General features: G+C 50.2%; 14 protein-coding genes and 1 tRNA gene. 5 read left to right on the top strand and 10 right to left on the bottom strand.

What is annotated here, in order from left to right:
* Window positions 1-10: 10 nt before the first annotated feature.
* From ACTJIK_RS23810 to ACTJIK_RS23800, 3 genes are all read right to left on the bottom strand, one after another.
* On the bottom strand, window positions 11-814 hold the full coding sequence (locus ACTJIK_RS23810; protein WP_440650047.1) for a TPM domain-containing protein: 804 nt from the start codon (window positions 812-814) through the stop codon (window positions 11-13).
* A 29-nt stretch (window positions 815-843) separates the two neighbouring features.
* On the bottom strand, window positions 844-1,299 hold the full coding sequence (locus ACTJIK_RS23805) for a TPM domain-containing protein (RefSeq protein ID WP_440650046.1): 456 nt from the start codon (window positions 1,297-1,299) through the stop codon (window positions 844-846).
* A 69-nt stretch (window positions 1,300-1,368) separates the two neighbouring features.
* Window positions 1,369-1,947: a LemA family protein gene (locus ACTJIK_RS23800; RefSeq protein WP_440650045.1), complete on the bottom strand. Its 579-nt coding sequence runs from the start codon at window positions 1,945-1,947 to the stop codon at window positions 1,369-1,371.
* Window positions 1,948-2,277: 330 nt separating this feature from the next.
* Here ACTJIK_RS23800 and ACTJIK_RS23795 point away from each other — a divergent pair, with 330 nt between their 5' ends.
* On the top strand, window positions 2,278-2,742 hold the full coding sequence (locus ACTJIK_RS23795) for a response regulator (protein WP_346317727.1): 465 nt from the start codon (window positions 2,278-2,280) through the stop codon (window positions 2,740-2,742).
* A 169-nt stretch (window positions 2,743-2,911) separates the two neighbouring features.
* Window positions 2,912-4,285: a dipeptidase gene (locus ACTJIK_RS23790; RefSeq protein WP_440650044.1), complete on the top strand. Its 1,374-nt coding sequence runs from the start codon at window positions 2,912-2,914 to the stop codon at window positions 4,283-4,285.
* Window positions 4,286-4,386: 101 nt separating this feature from the next.
* On the opposite strand, the gene ACTJIK_RS23785 is transcribed toward ACTJIK_RS23790, so the two are convergent.
* Both ACTJIK_RS23785 and gap read right to left on the bottom strand, forming a co-directional pair.
* Entirely contained in the window at window positions 4,387-5,583 is a 1,197-nt protein-coding gene (locus tag ACTJIK_RS23785) for a phosphoglycerate kinase (protein ID WP_440650043.1), read from the bottom strand.
* Between the two features lie 93 nt (window positions 5,584-5,676).
* The gene (gap, locus tag ACTJIK_RS23780) at window positions 5,677-6,693 is read right to left on the bottom strand and encodes a type I glyceraldehyde-3-phosphate dehydrogenase (protein WP_440650042.1); all 1,017 of its coding nucleotides are present in this window, start codon (window positions 6,691-6,693) and stop codon (window positions 5,677-5,679) included.
* Window positions 6,694-6,836: 143 nt separating this feature from the next.
* Between gap and ACTJIK_RS23775 the strand changes: the two genes are divergently transcribed.
* Window positions 6,837-6,908, top strand: a tRNA-Glu gene (locus ACTJIK_RS23775).
* Between the two features lie 141 nt (window positions 6,909-7,049).
* Here ACTJIK_RS23775 and ACTJIK_RS23770 read toward each other — a convergent pair.
* The 5 genes from ACTJIK_RS23770 to ACTJIK_RS23750 all read right to left on the bottom strand — a co-directional run bounded on the left by ACTJIK_RS23770 (window position 7,050) and on the right by ACTJIK_RS23750 (window position 13,789).
* On the bottom strand, window positions 7,050-7,763 hold the full coding sequence (locus tag ACTJIK_RS23770; RefSeq protein ID WP_440650041.1) for a hypothetical protein: 714 nt from the start codon (window positions 7,761-7,763) through the stop codon (window positions 7,050-7,052).
* Between the two features lie 50 nt (window positions 7,764-7,813).
* Window positions 7,814-8,605, bottom strand: coding sequence for a hypothetical protein (locus ACTJIK_RS23765; RefSeq protein WP_440650040.1), 792 nt, complete (start codon window positions 8,603-8,605; stop codon window positions 7,814-7,816).
* Between the two features lie 17 nt (window positions 8,606-8,622).
* On the bottom strand, window positions 8,623-12,063 hold the full coding sequence (locus ACTJIK_RS23760; RefSeq protein WP_440650039.1) for a carboxypeptidase regulatory-like domain-containing protein: 3,441 nt from the start codon (window positions 12,061-12,063) through the stop codon (window positions 8,623-8,625).
* A gap of 97 nt (window positions 12,064-12,160) precedes the next feature.
* Window positions 12,161-13,117 (bottom strand): FecR family protein, encoded by a 957-nt coding sequence (locus ACTJIK_RS23755; protein ID WP_440650038.1) that lies wholly within the window; start codon window positions 13,115-13,117, stop codon window positions 12,161-12,163.
* Window positions 13,118-13,210: 93 nt separating this feature from the next.
* Window positions 13,211-13,789 (bottom strand): RNA polymerase sigma factor, encoded by a 579-nt coding sequence (locus ACTJIK_RS23750; protein WP_440650037.1) that lies wholly within the window; start codon window positions 13,787-13,789, stop codon window positions 13,211-13,213.
* Window positions 13,790-14,063: 274 nt separating this feature from the next.
* Between ACTJIK_RS23750 and ACTJIK_RS23745 the strand changes: the two genes are divergently transcribed.
* Window positions 14,064-15,950 (top strand): tetratricopeptide repeat-containing sensor histidine kinase, encoded by a 1,887-nt coding sequence (locus ACTJIK_RS23745; protein ID WP_440650036.1) that lies wholly within the window; start codon window positions 14,064-14,066, stop codon window positions 15,948-15,950.
* Window positions 15,940-16,581: a response regulator gene (locus ACTJIK_RS23740; RefSeq protein WP_440650035.1), complete on the top strand. Its 642-nt coding sequence runs from the start codon at window positions 15,940-15,942 to the stop codon at window positions 16,579-16,581. The genes ACTJIK_RS23745 and ACTJIK_RS23740 overlap by 11 nt, the downstream gene beginning before the upstream one ends.
* Window positions 16,582-16,669: the final 88 nt, after the last annotated feature.

Raw genomic sequence — 16,669 nt, 5'->3', positions numbered from 1 at the left:
ATAATGGGTGTTACCAGCTGCCGCTTGCGCCGCCACCGCCGCCTGATCCGCCGCCAAAGCCGCCGAAGCCGCCTCCACCACCGGACCAGCCACCTCCTCCGCCGCCGCCTGACCAGCCACCTCCGCCCCCACCGAGGGCGCTGCCGATCATTCCGCCGAGGATGCCGCCGAATACGCTGTCGCCCCTGCGGCTGATCACCCTGCCGCCGCCTCTGCCGCCGCCACCGCCGCGGCCTACGAAGAACAGGATAATGAGTATCAGGATGATGATCCCGAAAATGCTGCCGCCGCCGGGCTTACCGCCCTTGGTGCTACGCGGCACACCTTTGTATTCACCTGCCGCGGCCGATATGATATTGTCTGTAGCCTGCTCCAGCCCCTGGTAATAGTGGCCGTCGCGGAAATTAGGCTTTAATACTTCATTGATAATTCCATAGGCAACGGCGTCGGGCACTGCGCCCTCCATACCGTAACCGGTCTCTATCCTTACCCTGCGGTCGTCTATCGCCGCCAGTATCAGCACGCCATTGTTCTTCTGCCCGCCGATGCCCCATTCGCGGAGTATCTTCAGGCCGTATTCCGCGATCTCGTAACCGCCGGTGGTTTTCACCAGCACAATGGCGATCTGTGTGGAAGTACTGTCGTCGTAAGCCACCAGCTTCCTTTCCAGTTCGTCTACCTCGGAACGGAGCAATACGCCTGCGTAATCGTTCACCAGGCGCGGCGGATTAGGTTTTTGCGGGATCTGTTGTGCAATAGCGCTCCATCCTGTCAGTATCAGACCCCATAATAGTAACCAGCGGGTAAACTTCATTGTTTATTGCTTATGAATCATTGCGTTGATCATTTCCCGAACACGATATCGTCCGGCAGCTCGTTCTGATCGCCGGATTCGTAAGGAAAATAATGATACAGGGATTCGCCGATCTCTTTCACGCATACTTCTATGCCTTCAATGATCTTGTGAGAGGAAAAATGTGTTTTGAGCAGCAGAGCTTCTTTCTGCCAGAAATCGTCTCCCACTTTTTCATGGATGCCCTGGTCGCCGAGGATGGCAAACTGGTGATCGCGCAGGGCGATGTACAGCAGCACGCCGTTCCGTTGTTTGGTTTTATCCATACCCAGGGCCACAAAGGCTTCCCGGGCACGGTCCATGGGATCCACGTACTCGCAACGGCTTTCCACGAACAACCGGATCTCTCCGGAGGTCAGCCGTTCCGCCTGGCGGATGGCGTGTATCAGCCGTTCTTTTTCCGGTTCGGAGAAAAGCTCTTTTTTATTGAAAGAAAATAATTTCATTTCAAACGGGGATATTGTATAACATAAAACACGGCGGGTAAGGCCCGCCATGTTTTATGCGTTAACGGATCAGAACTGAACTTTGGGTGCTTTCTCGCTACCCTCGGCCGCTTTAAAGTAACCTTTGGCTTTAAACCCGCCGAGACCTGCAATGAGATTGTTCGGGAAAGTGCGCACACTGCTGTTGAATTCATTCACGGCGCCGTTGAAGTCATTCCTGGAAACCGCGATCCTGTTCTCCGTGCCTTCCAGCTGCGCCATCAGCGTCTGGAACTGTTCGGTAGTACGCAGTTCAGGGTACTTTTCAACGGAAACGAGCAGCCTGCTGAGCGCCCCGCTTAATTCACCCTGCGCCTGCTGGAACTGCTGGATCTTCTCAGGCGTCAGATCGTTTGCATTGATCTGAACGGAAGTAGCCTTGGAACGGGCTTCTATCACTTTTGTCAGTGTTTCCTGTTCGAAAGCGGCAGAACCCTTTACGGTGCTTACCAGGTTATCAACCAGGTCCGCCCTGCGCTGATATTGTGTTTCTACATTACCCCACGCCTTTTGCACCACTTCATCTTTCTTCACCAATCCATTGTACTTGCTGCAACCGAAAAAGCCCAGGAGTACCAGGACAATGATTACAATGATTCCAGTTTTCATATTCTATCTTTTTTTAATAATGTTAGGTTATGGGTACTACCAAACCTACAAGAAATAACGGAAAGCGCAAAACAAGGTTCAAACCGGAACGGTTACCCGTCAACTTCCAGCGGTTACCAATTACATGTTGTCGCTCAGCAGAAAGTTGAAAACCGAATGTTAAAAAATATCTATGTTTGATGCAGATTTCCCGTGGATGTGCGCGATTCCGGCATTACGGAAGAAGTTAATAGAGAATGCAGGCCTGTGTTTCGGTTTTTACACTTGCGTAACAGTTCCGTTGTTTCTAACTCATTTATTTTTATTAACTTACATTACTACTTCGTGATAATGAGTGCACAACACATTCACATCCTCTATATCGATGATGAAATACATAACCTGAATGCATTTAAAGCATCGTTCAGGAGGATTTATACGGTTCAGACGGCCGAATCTGCGGATGATGCTTATAAATTGCTGGAAGATCATGATTTTCACATCATTATATCGGATCAGCGTATGCCCAAAATGACGGGGATCGAGTTTTTTGAGAGTATTCTCAATAAATACCCGGAACCGATACGCGTTCTGCTCACCGGCTATGCGGACATTAATGCCGTGATAGACGCCATCAACAAGGGACAGGTATACAAATATTTCTCCAAGCCCTGGAACGACGAAGAGCTTCGTCATAATATAGAAAAGGCTTACGAGGTATACGCGCTGCGTAAAGAGAACAGGGAATTGACCGAAAAACTGCTGGACGTGAACGAAAAGCTGGAGTTTCTGCTCCGGCAGAAATTGATCTCGTAACATCATTCTCCCTATATTACTGGACTGGAAGCGCTTTTGGGCGCTTCCTTTTTTTATGCGCGGCGATCACGGCCGGCGCGCCCCGGCCATCATTTTTATGGGGTTGAATAATGCCCGTAGTGCATTTTCCTTTAAATTGCGTCCATTGTGAACGTTTAATAGCTCAATCATGCAAGTTTGGAAAGATTACCAGGCCCAGCACAAAGACCGTTTTTTGAACGAGCTGCTGGAACTGTTGCGAATCCCCTCTGTTAGCGCGGATTCCCGGCATAATGAAGACACGAAGCGCTGCGCGGAAGCCGTAAAACAAAGACTCACCGAAGCCGGTGCGGAAAAAGTGGAAGTATGCCCCACCGCCGGCCACCCCATCGTATATGGCGAAAAGATCATCGATCCTTCCCTCCCTACCGTACTCGTTTACGGCCACTACGACGTTCAGCCGCCGGATCCGCTGGACCTCTGGACCAGCCCCCCGTTTGAGCCGGTGATCAAAGACGGCAAGATCTTCGCGCGCGGCGCCTGCGACGATAAAGGCCAGTTCTTCATGCATGTGAAGGCTTTTGAGACCATGATCAAAACCAACACCCTGCCCTGCAACATAAAATTTATGATAGAAGGGGAAGAGGAAGTAGGTTCCAACAACCTTGGCATTTTCCTGGATGAGAATAAAGACCGCCTGAAGGCAGACGTAGTACTGATCTCAGACACTTCCATGATCAGCCTCGACACGCCTTCCATCGATACCGGCCTGCGCGGCCTGGCTTACATGGAAGTGGAGGTGACCGGCCCGAACCGCGACCTGCACTCCGGCGTTTACGGCGGCGCAGTGGCCAACCCGGCTACCATCCTTGCCAAAATGATCGCGTCGCTGCACGACGAAAACAACCACGTTACCATCCCCGGCTTTTATGACGGCGTGCTGGAACTGAGCCCTGCGGAACGCGAGAACCTGAACAAGGCTCCTTTCGACGAGGCTGAATACAAAAAAGACCTGGGCGTGGACGAGCTCTGGGGCGAAAAAGGCTACACCACCATCGAGCGCACCGGCATCCGCCCGACCCTGGAGGTGAACGGCATCTGGGGCGGTTATACCGGCGAAGGCGCCAAAACCGTGCTGCCAGGCAAGGCTTTCGCTAAAATTTCCATGCGCCTGGTGCCGAACCAGGACTGGGTGAAGATCTCCGACCTGTTCAAAGCACATATCGAGAAAATAGCGCCCAAATCCGTGAAAGTGAAAGTGACGGCGCACCATGGCGGCTCTCCTTATGTAACGCCTACGGACCACCTGGCGTTCAAAGCGGCCAGCCAGGCCATTGCCGCCACCTTCGGAAAAGAGCCGATACCCGTGCGCGGCGGCGGTTCCATTCCTATCGTGGCATTGTTCGAAAAGGTGCTGGGACTGAAAACGGTGCTGATGGGCTTTGGGCTGGACAGCGACAACCTGCATTCACCCAACGAAAAATACGACCTGGCCAACTTCTACAAGGGCATCGAAACCATTCCGTACTTCCACCAGTTCTTCGCGGAAGGGAGCAAAAAATAATACCTGCTGCGGCAAGTATCTTCAAAAGATAACAAGCCGGCACAAACGAAAAAAGGCGCCACGAGCAATCGCAGCGCCTTTTTTATGTGGTAAGAACCCGTTTATTCCTTGATGGCTGCGATGCCGGGCAGCACTTTTCCTTCGAAGTACTCCAGCATGGCGCCGCCGCCGGTGGATACGTAGCTCACTTTGTCCGCCAGGCCGAACTGGTTTACCGCAGCCACGGAATCGCCGCCGCCTACCAGCGAAAAAGCTCCGCTGGCAGTGGCTTTCACGATAGCGTCCGCGATAGCTTTGGTGCCGCCCTGGAAGGCCGGCATTTCAAACACGCCCATAGGCCCGTTCCAGAGGATGGTTTTGGAAGCCGCGATCACCTCGCTGAATTTCGCGATGGATTTAGGCCCGATGTCCAGGCCCATCCAGCCGGAGGGGATATTGTCGTTGGAAACCTGCTGTGTGCTTGCATCTGCGGCAAATTTATCTGCCGCTACAGAATCTTCGGGAATGAGCAGCTGTACGCCCTGGGCTTTCGCTTTGGCCAGCAGTTCCAGCGCCAGGTCCAGCTTATCGTTCTCCACGAGGGAGTTGCCGATCTCTTTGCCCTGGGCTTTCAGGAAGGTATACGCCATACCGCCGCCGATGATGATGTTGTCGGCTTTGGCCAGGAGATTTTCGATGATGAGGATCTTGTCGCTCACTTTGGCGCCGCCGAGGATGGCGGTGAAAGGTTTTTCAGAGCTGTGCAGCACTTTTTCGGCGCTGGAGGTTTCAGCTTCCATCAGGAGGCCGAACATTTTTTTGCCGGCCGGGAAAAATTCCGCGATCACGGCGGTGGAAGCATGGGCGCGGTGGGCGGTGCCGAAGGCATCGTTCACGTATACGTCGCCGAGCTTGGAGAGCTGTTCAGCAAAAGCCTTGTCGCCTTTTTCTTCCTGTTTGTGGAAACGGAGGTTCTCCAGCAGCAGCACTTCGCCGGGTTGCAGGCTGGCGGCGGCTTTTTCGGCCACTTCGCCGATGCAGTCTTCCGCGAACTTCACGGTAGCGCCGTCCAGCAGCTTCACGAGGCGGTTCACCAGGTGTTTGAGGGAGTATTTATCGGTGGGGCCGTCTTTCGGGCGGCCGAGGTGGCTCATGAGGATCACGGAACCACCGTCTGCCAGTATCTTTTTGATAGTGGGCACGGCGGCCTGCATGCGGTTATCGTCAGTGATCTCCAGCTGGTCGTTCAGGGGAACGTTAAAATCAACGCGGATAAGGGCTTTCTGGCCTTTGAAATTATGATCGGAGAACTTGCTCATGATGTGGAAGTTTTAGGAAAATAAGAAAAAAACCCTCCGGGTAGGCTGCGGAACAGCTTATCGCGGAGGGTTGGTAATATCTGTATGACCCGCTTATTTGCTGATCAGTCCTGCAAAATGTTTAACGGTACGTACCAGCTGGGATACGTAGCTCATTTCGTTGTCGTACCAGGAAACGGTTTTCACCAGCTGGAGGTCGCCCTGGGTCATTACCTTGGTCTGGGTAGCGTCGAACAGGGAGCCGAAGTTGATGCCGATGATGTCTGAGCTTACAATTTCGTCTTCGGTATAGCCAAAAGACTCATTGGTAGCGGCTTTCATGGTAGCGTTAATCTCTTCGGCGGTCACTTTTTTGCTGAGCACGGTGGTCAGTTCAGTGAGGGAGCCGGTGATGGTGGGAACGCGTTGTGCGTTACCGTCCAGCTTGCCTTTCAGTTCGGGCAGTACCAGGCCGATGGCTTTGGCTGCGCCGGTGCTGTTGGGAACGATGTTGGCTGCGGCGGCGCGGGCGCGGCGCAGGTCACCTTTGGGATGGGGAGCATCGAGGGTGTTCTGGTCGTTCGTGTAAGCGTGGATGGTTGTCATGATACCGGTAACGATGCCGAAGTTGTCGTTCAGCACTTTCGCCATGGGAGCCAGACAGTTGGTGGTGCAGGAAGCGCAGGAGATAACTGTTTCGCTGCCATCCAGGATATCGTGGTTTACATTGAAAACGATTGTTTTGAGGTCACCGGTTGCGGGAGCGGAGATCACCACGCGTTTGGCGCCTGCGGTAATGTGGGCTTCAGCTTTCGCCTTATCGGTGAAAAAGCCGGTGCATTCCAGCACAACGTCCACTCCGTGGTCTTTCCAGGGAATCTGGGAGGGATCTTTCTGTGCGTATATCTTCACTTCATCACCGTTAACAGTGATAGAATTGTCGCTATGCTTCACTTCCTGTCCAAATCTACCTTGTGCGGAATCGTATTTCAGCAGGTGCGCCAAAACCGCGGGGCTTGTCAGGTCATTGATCGCCACCACGTCGATGCCGGGCATATTGTAAATTTGACGGTACGCCAAACGGCCGATCCGGCCGAAACCATTAATACCAATTTTGAGAGAAGTTCCCATTTTACACTGTAGTTTGTAGATGAAAAATTGAAAAGCAAAATTACATGCTTAACGGGGATTAATCAACAGGTATTTAGGTTAAGTAAATTTATTTTGGAAATATCGAAATGGATTATACCTTTGCAATCCCAAATGAGGGACATGCCGCGTTGGTCAAGCGGTTAAGACGCCTCCCTTTCACGGAGGAATGACGGGTTCGATTCCCGTACGCGGTACAAAGGGTACAAGTTGAAATCTTTCTTCTTGTACCCTTTTACTTTTTGTACCCCGCCATTCAACAAATGTGCATGCCGGCAATAAAAAAAGTGTGCGGCGTTAGTGCCACACACTTCATAAATCCGCTATCAACGGCTTTGCTATTGTACTTTCGGCCTTTTGAATAAACGCATCACTTCGAGCTGAAGAGCGGAGGGCGTAACAAAGTAGGTGCGCACCAATCCAGTTTCTTCGCCTTTAGGAAAAAGCAACCCAGTCTCGCCAACCTTGCTTATTGCTTCAATATTCTCAAAATACCAGCTATCCGTGGTACCGGTTTTGGTGAAGCACAGGTCATAGCTGTTGCTTTTATCTTTAAAGCCTTCCTGCGGCAGATAACCGGCATATATCCAGGTACCGGGTTTTACGTTTTGCGCGATGTACGCTATTTGCCCGGCTTCATTCCTTAAAAAAATATCCAGCGCCTCCTCACTTTGCGGGTAATGGATATAAAAGCCCATTTTGTTGGCAGCGGGGTCCGCAACCGGTGATTCTATTTTCAACGCATTCCCGTTAATGAATACAAAAGGAAAGAACAGTTCCCGCTCGCTGCCGCTTAGGTTCAACTGTTGCCGGAACACCTCTTTGCCCGATGTTTTATCTTTTATTTTTAACAATGCTTCTTTTATGGCGAAAGGAAAGGTATATATCTTATTAAAAATAACCGGCTTATCGGGCAGCGTGGTGAAATTGCGGTAAATGGTGGTATCTATGGACGCTTCCAGTTCGGCACCGCCCACGTTATAGCCCCAAACTTCAACACCGATCGCTTTTACCGCTTCTTCTTCTTTATTGCAGGCGATAATCATATTCAAAAGGACAAGTAGTCCGAGTAATCTTATATTCAACATGATCTGTTTTATTTTTAATAATCCAAACGGGTAAAAAATCTCATAATCGTTCCACCCGGAGCTTCCGAAAATATATAGAGCTTAGACGAAGCTACAGACGCCACGGGTTTGGGCGCAGAAGTGGAAAGCTCGTTCCAGGTATATCCCGTACCATCCGTATAGAGCGTCTTGGTTCCCGTTTTGTAAATCCTCACCTGGAAAGAAACCGAGGTCATTACGCCGTTATATTCCTGCCTGGCGGTGGAAAATGTGGAAATCGTCGCGGGCTCGCTGAATTCATTCGGTTTCACGTTTTTGATCCGGGCAACTTCCTCGAATACCTTTGGCGTTACAAAATATTTACCAATCGCAAAATCCACGGGTTCGCTATAATTGGTAACCCCGGGAATGAACATGTATACAAGACTGATCTTTTCATCGGCAACGGCGGGCTTCTCCGGCATATCGCTTACCTTCCCGTCCATATACAGAAAACTTACGCTGGCCCGGCCGTCATCTTTCCTAAATTCCTTTTCGAGCACCGGCTTCCCTGTGCTTTTTTCACTGATGCTCAACTTCACCGTCTGCCGGTCTCCCTTGAAAGTGAAGGATTCCAACAGGTCAAATGCTGCCTGCAAACCAATTGTCTTCAATGAATTGAACGTATCCACTTTCACTGCAAGCGCTTCGCCGGTGGCGTTATATCCCTTAATGGTAATGGGCAATATCTGTTCGTTATAGAGATAATTGTTGTTGTCTTTATTGCAGGCAGCCGGCAAAAATGCCACCATGGCCAGCAAAAGCGCCCTTGTTGTATTCATTTTCATGTCTCCTGTTTTTCCTGTTAAAAATTATATGATACGGCTAGGCTGAACGAAGCTCCTGCTTTGCGGATAAAAGTATCCGTATCGCCAATACGGATTTTCCCTTTCCCGTCGGGGGTATCTTCATAATACCCTTCCTCATACTTTTGAGAAAAGCCATCCTTCCATGCATATACATCCGACCATTCCTTCATGGTCATGCTATTTGAACCCGGTTTTATCTGATAGGTATTTTTTCCATTGATGAAAAAACGGTAGGGGCTATTCGTAAGGTTGCTTATATTCAATCTTACCTGCAATTTTTTATCCTTCAGGAATTTGTAGCTCAATTGGGCATCTACCTGGTCGCGCGGCCGCTCCATTTCTGAATAATGCGGCTGCATGCCCACTGTAAAGGTTTTATAGCCCGAGTGATTGAAGGCAATGTTGGCGCCCAGCCGTTCGCCCGCATACTGCAGCCCTATGTTGTACAATACGGGCACCTGTCCATATAAAGGGCGTTTTTCCCTAAGGTATGTTTTCGTGCGGTAAGCATAACTTATGCCGTCGTTATCCTTGCCTCCGCCCATGGTTTCGTAACGGAAAGCGCTGGCCTGCACTTCGGAGTTTTGTATGGTCAGGTTTCCGCTGAAGTACAGGTCGTCTAAAAACTTCGCTCTTTTATAAATAAACCCAAGGCTCTTGCGCAGGTCCAGTTCCCAGCCCGTTACATCCGCGTAGTCGGAGTTGGCGGTGAGCAGATCCACAGCGCCGCTGGTATTGGTAATGTCCAGGTACATTTCTACCGGATTTTTGAAATGCTTCTTAAAATAACCGGCCGAGATCACCTCTCCCGGCGCAGGATACCATTCCAGGCGCAGGTCGTAATGCGTGATCAATGTAGAAACCACGCCGGTATTGCGTTGTATGCGGCCATAGAGGTAGTTGAAACGGGCGAAGCTGGAATTCTCTATCAATGCAGGGCGGATGGCAGATTGAGCGTAAGAAGCCCTGACGTTGAAGTTGGAGAACGGCGTAATGGTCAGGTTGCCTGAAGGCAGATACAGCCACTTTTTATCCTCAGCGCCGGCATCGAGCGTGGCGTGCACCAGCTTGCCGGTCTCCGGGTCTACAAAACGCGTCTTGTCCCAATTATCCAGGTTGGCCTGCGATGTCTTGTCTGCCGCCTCATCCAATATCTTTTCATATTCGTAATACTCTGCCCTGATGCCCCATACCAGACGGAGCCAAGTGGTAAAACGGTTATCCATCATGGCATATACGGCCTGGTTGTTGTTCCTGCCCGCATAACTATTGTTGTTGAAAGCAGCCGGGAAATAATACATATCGTTCAGCGGATCCGCAAAATCGATGCTCCATTGATGTATCGGCTTATGTCCATCGTTAAAGCCCCTGGCCACTCCGATGGGCAAAACGCTCCAATCGTAACGGCCCTTTTTTTCCAGGTATTGATAACCGGTCTTGAACACCTGTGGCAGCTTTCCAATATTAAAACGGTAGCTCAGCGCGGCATCGGCCGCCCAATTGGTTTCAACGTACCGGTAGGAAGAGCGGCTCAGCGTACCCGGGTTGGCGCTGACGCCGGGCTGAGGCATATAATTGTAACTGAAACCGTTCACCGTTGCAACAGGGCCCAGGTACGCATCTACCGCATCCAGCTCGTGGTTGGTCACCTCATTGCGGGCCGCGCTCCAGTCAAATTTAAACCGGCCGAAGTTATGCTCGCCGTTTATCCTGTTCTGCAGCAGATCGATAAACTTGGGCCTGTCGTATTCATTGATGGCAGGATGCTCATCAAACCCAATGTCTTCGCCCCAGCCCGTTATCCGGAAAAACTGGTTGGCAAATACCCTGGAATAAAAATTACGTGAAGTGACCTGGTGATTTTTACCATGCCATCCCCCATTCAGCAATGCGCCCCAGCTGGTGGTGAAATTGTATTGCCCGGCCTTTGTCTCATTGATCTCCTCACCCGTTTTCAGGTCATACAAATTATTGCCCACCTTACTGAAGGCGCCGCGTTCAAAATGCAGGATGTCATCTATGGCCTGTTCGTTACGGTAGCTCAGCGACCCCACCAATCCTACGCGTCCGTTCCTCAGGTTGTAGCTGCGCCCAAGGCTGAACTGGTAGTTCTGCCCGGGAGCGGCTTTATGGGTACGGGTGCCCAACCTTTCCAGGCCTCCTATCCTTTTATTCTGAGCCGCAACCATTTCCGGGGTGATCTTTTCCACGCCGGCAGGCGGGATATGGTTGTAAGGATTTGCGGGGTCGTAGTTCCCCGGTGTAAACGTCATAATTTCTTTGGGGAAACGATCCCTGCCCCCGTCATCGAATCCCAGGTAATCACTTTTCCCGCGCTGGTAGCCCTGGAAATCCCTGCCTGTACTGCCACTGATGTATTTGCCCCCGAAGCCGACCGTCATGAAGTTATTATTGGGAACGGCCATGGTATTGATCTGTACCATTCCGCCCCCGAAACCGAAGCCCATATCGGGCGTAGCAGTTTTGGATACGATAATGTTATCTACAAGGTTACTGGGAACGATGTCAAATTCAAAGTCGCGCACCTGCACATCGGTACTGGGCAGGGCAGCTCCGTCCATCATGGCTATATTATACCGCTCGGCAATGCCGCGTACCACCACCCGCCTGTTGTCTGTTGTGCTTACGCCGGAGATACGCTTTAATGTTTCCCCGATGTTTTTATCGGGCAACACTGCCATCTGCTCGCGGCTGATGCCATTGATGATACCGGCGTCGTTTTTTTGACGGAGGTACAGCGCTGCCGCGGATTCCTTTCTGACAGAAGACTTGACCACCACCATCGCCAGGTTCCCTTTCTTCCTTTTCAGCGTGGCATTTAAGGTAAACGTTTCACTTTCATTTATCGTAACACCGCTAACCTCCTTGGAGCCATAACCCATTGAACTGATCATGACTGTATAATTTCCTCCGGGCAACGGCAGTGAAAAATTGCCCGAGTCATCTGTAACCGATCCTGCGGCGCCAATACGAATGGTAGCTCCGATCACCGCTTCCCCGTTCTCTTCGTCTATAACCCTGCCGGCAATACGCCCAGGGTCCTTTTTAGCAGGAGCAGGAACTGCATTCTCTTTTTCAAACAATACAATTCCTCCGGCCACTTCTTTATAACCGACATTTGTTTTCTGCAATAAATAGTGCAGGATTCCGGATAAATCAGCCTGTTTAAATTCTTTCGGGGAGATGTTCCATTTTGCCAACCCTAATTTACCGGCATCGTACGCTACATTTACCGGGCTGGCTTCTTTCAATTGCTGCATGGCCACATCCAACGCGACATTTGCAAACCTGATAGATAACTTTACCGTTCCGGGCGACTGCGCTTTCAACCCGGAAGCCGCCAACATCAGGCAACACAGCGTTAACATGAGCCTTAGTTGGGTGGAGACCAATGTCCCCTTTACTTTTTTTTCCATACCTTTATGATTGCTTTTTTTACATGGTAATGTTGCTTTCGTCAAAAATGGCATTACCAAAATGTTTGGCAAATCCCGTTACCAGCGGGATTTGCTTTTAATACAATGTGATTGTTTTTCCCTGTATCCTGTACCGCATGCCGTGCACCTCTGCGATGACAGCAATAATATCGTCCACTGAAGTTTTGTGTATAAAGAATTTGGCATCATAATGCTGACCATGTATCGCTGCATCAGATGTAACCAGCGCCACGCCATATATTTCCTTTAACTCAGCAGCCAGCTCTGAAAATGTAGCGGATTCCAACAGCAGAATGCCCTGTTGCCAGGCCAGGGCCTGTTTCCAGTCCAGGCTGTCGATACGGGAATGGCCGTCTGCCCGGTCCCATTGGAATCTCTTTCCTTTTGAGAGTTCCGTTAGTACCCGCATACTGTCGCTTACCAGTACCTTCCCGCGCTGTACCCATACCTGAATGGACGGGCGGCCGTTGTATGCCTGTATATTGAAGGCCGTACCCAGCACTTTGGTTTCCAGGCATCCCGTTTTTACGATAAATGGCCTCAAATCGTCTTTCCGCACCTCAAAAAACGCTTCTCCTGCCAGTTCCAGGCGCCTGGCCTGCTTTCCATATTGGGAACTGTATTGCAACGTAGTGCCGGACTTCAGCCATACCCGCGTGCTGTCCGGCAATAACATTTGCCTGATTTCACCCAAAGGGGCAGTTATGGTAATATATGTTATGGGTTCTCTGTGGCGGTTAACCAGGAAAAGCCAGGAACCGCCGAGCAGCAACACCACAATACAGGCAGCGGCAGCCAGTCTCATCCGCAGGGGGATCACCTTCGCGCCGGCCGTATTATTTATCCTTTCCCATATATACAATTGAATTTCCCCTTTGACGGCGCTCCTTTTCCCTTCCTCTTCCCAAAGCCCGAGCGGCTTTGTATCATCCACCGAATGATACCAGTCATCCACAAGCCTGCGCTGATCTTTATTTATTTTTCCCGATAAATAATGCCGGAGTAGTTTTAACCGGTTGTGTAGTTTCATCATATAACAGTCCTCCTGTTATATACATACCGGTGGGGTGGTGCAGTACTATAACTTCAATGTTACCGAATTGTGAATTCTTAAAACGGGGCCTGGCTAGAGGATAAAAGGCAGGAAAAACGCCTGGCCCTGCAAGCGGTAACGAAGCCGTTTAAGGGCGTTGTGCAACTGGTTTTTAACCGTTTGCTCTGAAATGGACAGGCGCAACGATATTTCCCGGATGGAAAGTTCCTTTTCATAACTAAGTGTAAAGACTTCCCGCATCTTATCGGGCATGGAGGCAATTTCCGACTGGACCTTTTCCTTTAACCTGTCAAATTCGTAATGCTCCTCCTTTCTTTGTTCCGTTTCGTCGGGCAGGCTGTATATAGATAGCGGCAGATCCGTTGTGCCCTGTTTGGCCACCCGGTATATATGGCGGATAAGACTGTACTTTAACGCAGTAAATAAATAGGGGCTTAACTTATCCTCAACGGTGATCTGCTGGCGGTTTTCCCAGGCATGGATAAAGATGTTCTGCACAAAATCCTTGGCTGTGGCTTCATCAGCAAGCCTCCGGTAGGCCATGGAAAACATCTCGTCCCAATACCGTTCAAACAAACAAGTAAATGATGCTGTATCTCCCTGTTTTACCTGCTGCCATAACGCAGCATCATTTAAAGTGTTTTTATCCATACAAATTACCATGCGGGGCAAAGATATGGTTACAATTTTATCAAAATGTTATGCCGGGGGCAGTCCCGGTTACCGGGAATATTCCGGCGGATCGCAAAAAACAGTAAAATCCCGTAAGGCCCCTGATCGGGCTACGCAAGTGGAATAGCGGGAAAATGAGGCTCCTGTCTCTTCATTGTAGCAATGAATTATTTAAATCATTAACTTTCCCGCACGAACAAAACCCGCCCTCCCATTACCACGGAAGGGAAATACATCAAACACAATAAACCGAATGAGCAAAAGGGCGCTGCTTTTTATATGCATGCTGATCGTTTCTTTTTCCTGCCTGGGCCAGGACCAGGGAGGCTTTACGGCGTATGGCGATCTTCCTGTCAAAACGCCTGATTCTTTATTACGGAAACTGGAACTTGCCGGGGATTTCAAAGAGAAAATGCTGGCGGCACAACCCCTGATGGCGTTCCATAACGCCCATGGCACCACGGATTCCGTTATTTTTTATTCGCGGCAGCTGATCGATGCATTAAACAAAAGTTCCCTCCGATCCGGTGAGAAACTTCCTTACCAGTCTACCTTATACCAAACGTTGGCGAAAGCTTACCACGACAAAGGACTGCATGAAGAAGCCCTGCGTTTTTACCTGGAAGGCGCCAGGGTGGCGGAAGCGCTGGGCGACAAGGCTGCCGTGAACGACAATAAGCTGGGCATAGCCGATGTATATTTTGCCCGGAATGAACAAAACAAAGCTATTGCGGCGTACAACGACCTGCTGGCAACATCCCGGGACGAACAGCTGAAACATATTGTATTTAAACAACTGAGCGTAATTTACCTGGACAGGAAAGAACTGGTCCTCGCGCAACAATACGCCGAAAAGGCGCTGTTGTTCTTCCGGCAGTCGAACCAGCTGAAGAACGAGCTTCAGACCAAACTGACCCTGGGCATTATCGCCGAGCTTGATCAACAGACCGAAGAAGCGTTCTCCATTTACAACGAAGTAAAAAACAATGCGCAGCAGCACCAGTTCTTTGATATCTACATCAATGCAGGCCAGAGAATGGGCGACCTGCTTATTGCAAAGCAGGATTATGAAAATGCCAAAAGGCTGCTGTCCATGGTGTATGCCAACGCCATTCAATGGAACGACCTGAACGCGCAGCTGAAAGTGCTGAACAGCCTGCGCACCCTGCATGCCACAACGGGCGACTATCAAAACGCCTATGCGCTCATGACCCAGTACATGGGCATTTCCAGGGAAGTGCTGGACATGCAGAACAAAAAAGAGATCAATGAGCTGGAAATAAAATACCAGACCGCCCAGAAAGAAAAGGAGATCCTGAACAAGGAAAATGAATTAAATCACCAGGAAACGATAAAATACAGCCTGCTGATCGGCTTCCTGGCTATCCTGCTGCCGGTGATCGGGCTGCTGTATATGTATTACCAGAAGCTGCAGGCGCAAAGCAAGCTGAACGCCACCATGGAAGAGATGAACCAGCAAAAGATCACGGCCCTGCTGAAAGATAAAGAACTGGCCCTGCTGAAAGCCTCTGTGAGCGGCCAGGAAAAAGAACGGAAGCGGATTGCGGGAGAATTGCATGACAGCATCGGGGGCAATCTTGCCGCTATCAAGCTCCAGCTTTCCAACCAGGCCCATGCGAACGGGTTAAAAGAGCTGATACAGCAGGTGGACGACACTTACCACCAGGTGCGCGATCTTTCCCATGATCTCGTTCCGCAAAAGTTCACCAATACAGGGTTCACCGAACTGATCGCGGGTTATCTCCGGCAATTCGACATCCCCGGGAACGCCAGGATATCTTTCCAGGCTTATCCCCCGGAAGAAATAGACCTGATCGGCACCACGCTGAAGGTGGAGATCTATAAAATAATGCAGGAACTGATCACCAATGCGCAGAAGCACAGCCAGGCATCGAAAGTTGAAATACAGCTGACGCAGATCGACGGGATGCTGAAGCTGCTGTTTGAAGATAACGGCAAAGGTTTTTCCACGGAAACGACCCGGCACGGCATCGGGCTCCAGAATATACGGGAGCGGCTAAAATTATTCGACGGGATGCTTTCTATTGACTCATTCCCCTCGAAAGGCACGGTAATTGACATCGAAATACCCTTAAAACCGGCATGGTATGAAGCATAATATTATCCTGGCAGACGATCACAAGCTGTTCCTGGAAGGATTGATGAGATTAATAGAAAAGGAGGCGGACCTCCATGTGCTGTATTACGCCCATAACGGGAAGCTGGTCATGAATTACCTGGATCAGCACCCGGAGGAACAGGTGGACCTGGTCATTACAGATATCAGCATGCCGGATGTGGACGGTATTACGCTCAATAACCACATCAAGGAAAAAAGACCGGAAATAAGCACGCTGGTGGTAAGCATGCATACAGACAGCAATATGATCGATGCGCTTGTGCAGCATCATGTAGACGGCTTCTTATCAAAGAACGCGGACTCAGACGAGTTGCTGGAAGCCATCAAAACCATCCTGAAAGGCGGAAAATATTTCTCGGAAGCGGTAAAACAGGGCTATCTCAACAGCGTTTTCAACAAGGAAAAAGAAACGCTTGAGCTGCTGACCTCCCGTGAAAAGGATGTATTGAAGCTGATCGCCGAAGAATACACGACCCAGGAAATTGCCGACAAGCTCTTTTTAAGCAAGCACACCATTGAAAGTTACCGCAAAACCCTTATCCTGAAACTGAAAGTGCGTAACCTGGCCGGCCTCACAAGGTATGCCGTCAAACTGGGCCTCCTCAGCTAATCCCCTGAAAACAGGGTATTGATTTTCACTGGATACGATGTAGTTGCCCCCATCGTGCCGGGTTACCTTTGTTGTAACAAAACGGAAC

Origin of the sequence: Chitinophaga sp. 22620 (genome assembly GCF_052044405.1) — a bacterium.
GTDB lineage: Bacteria > Bacteroidota > Bacteroidia > Chitinophagales > Chitinophagaceae > Chitinophaga.
This window is presented reverse-complemented; position numbering and strand designations above follow the sequence as displayed.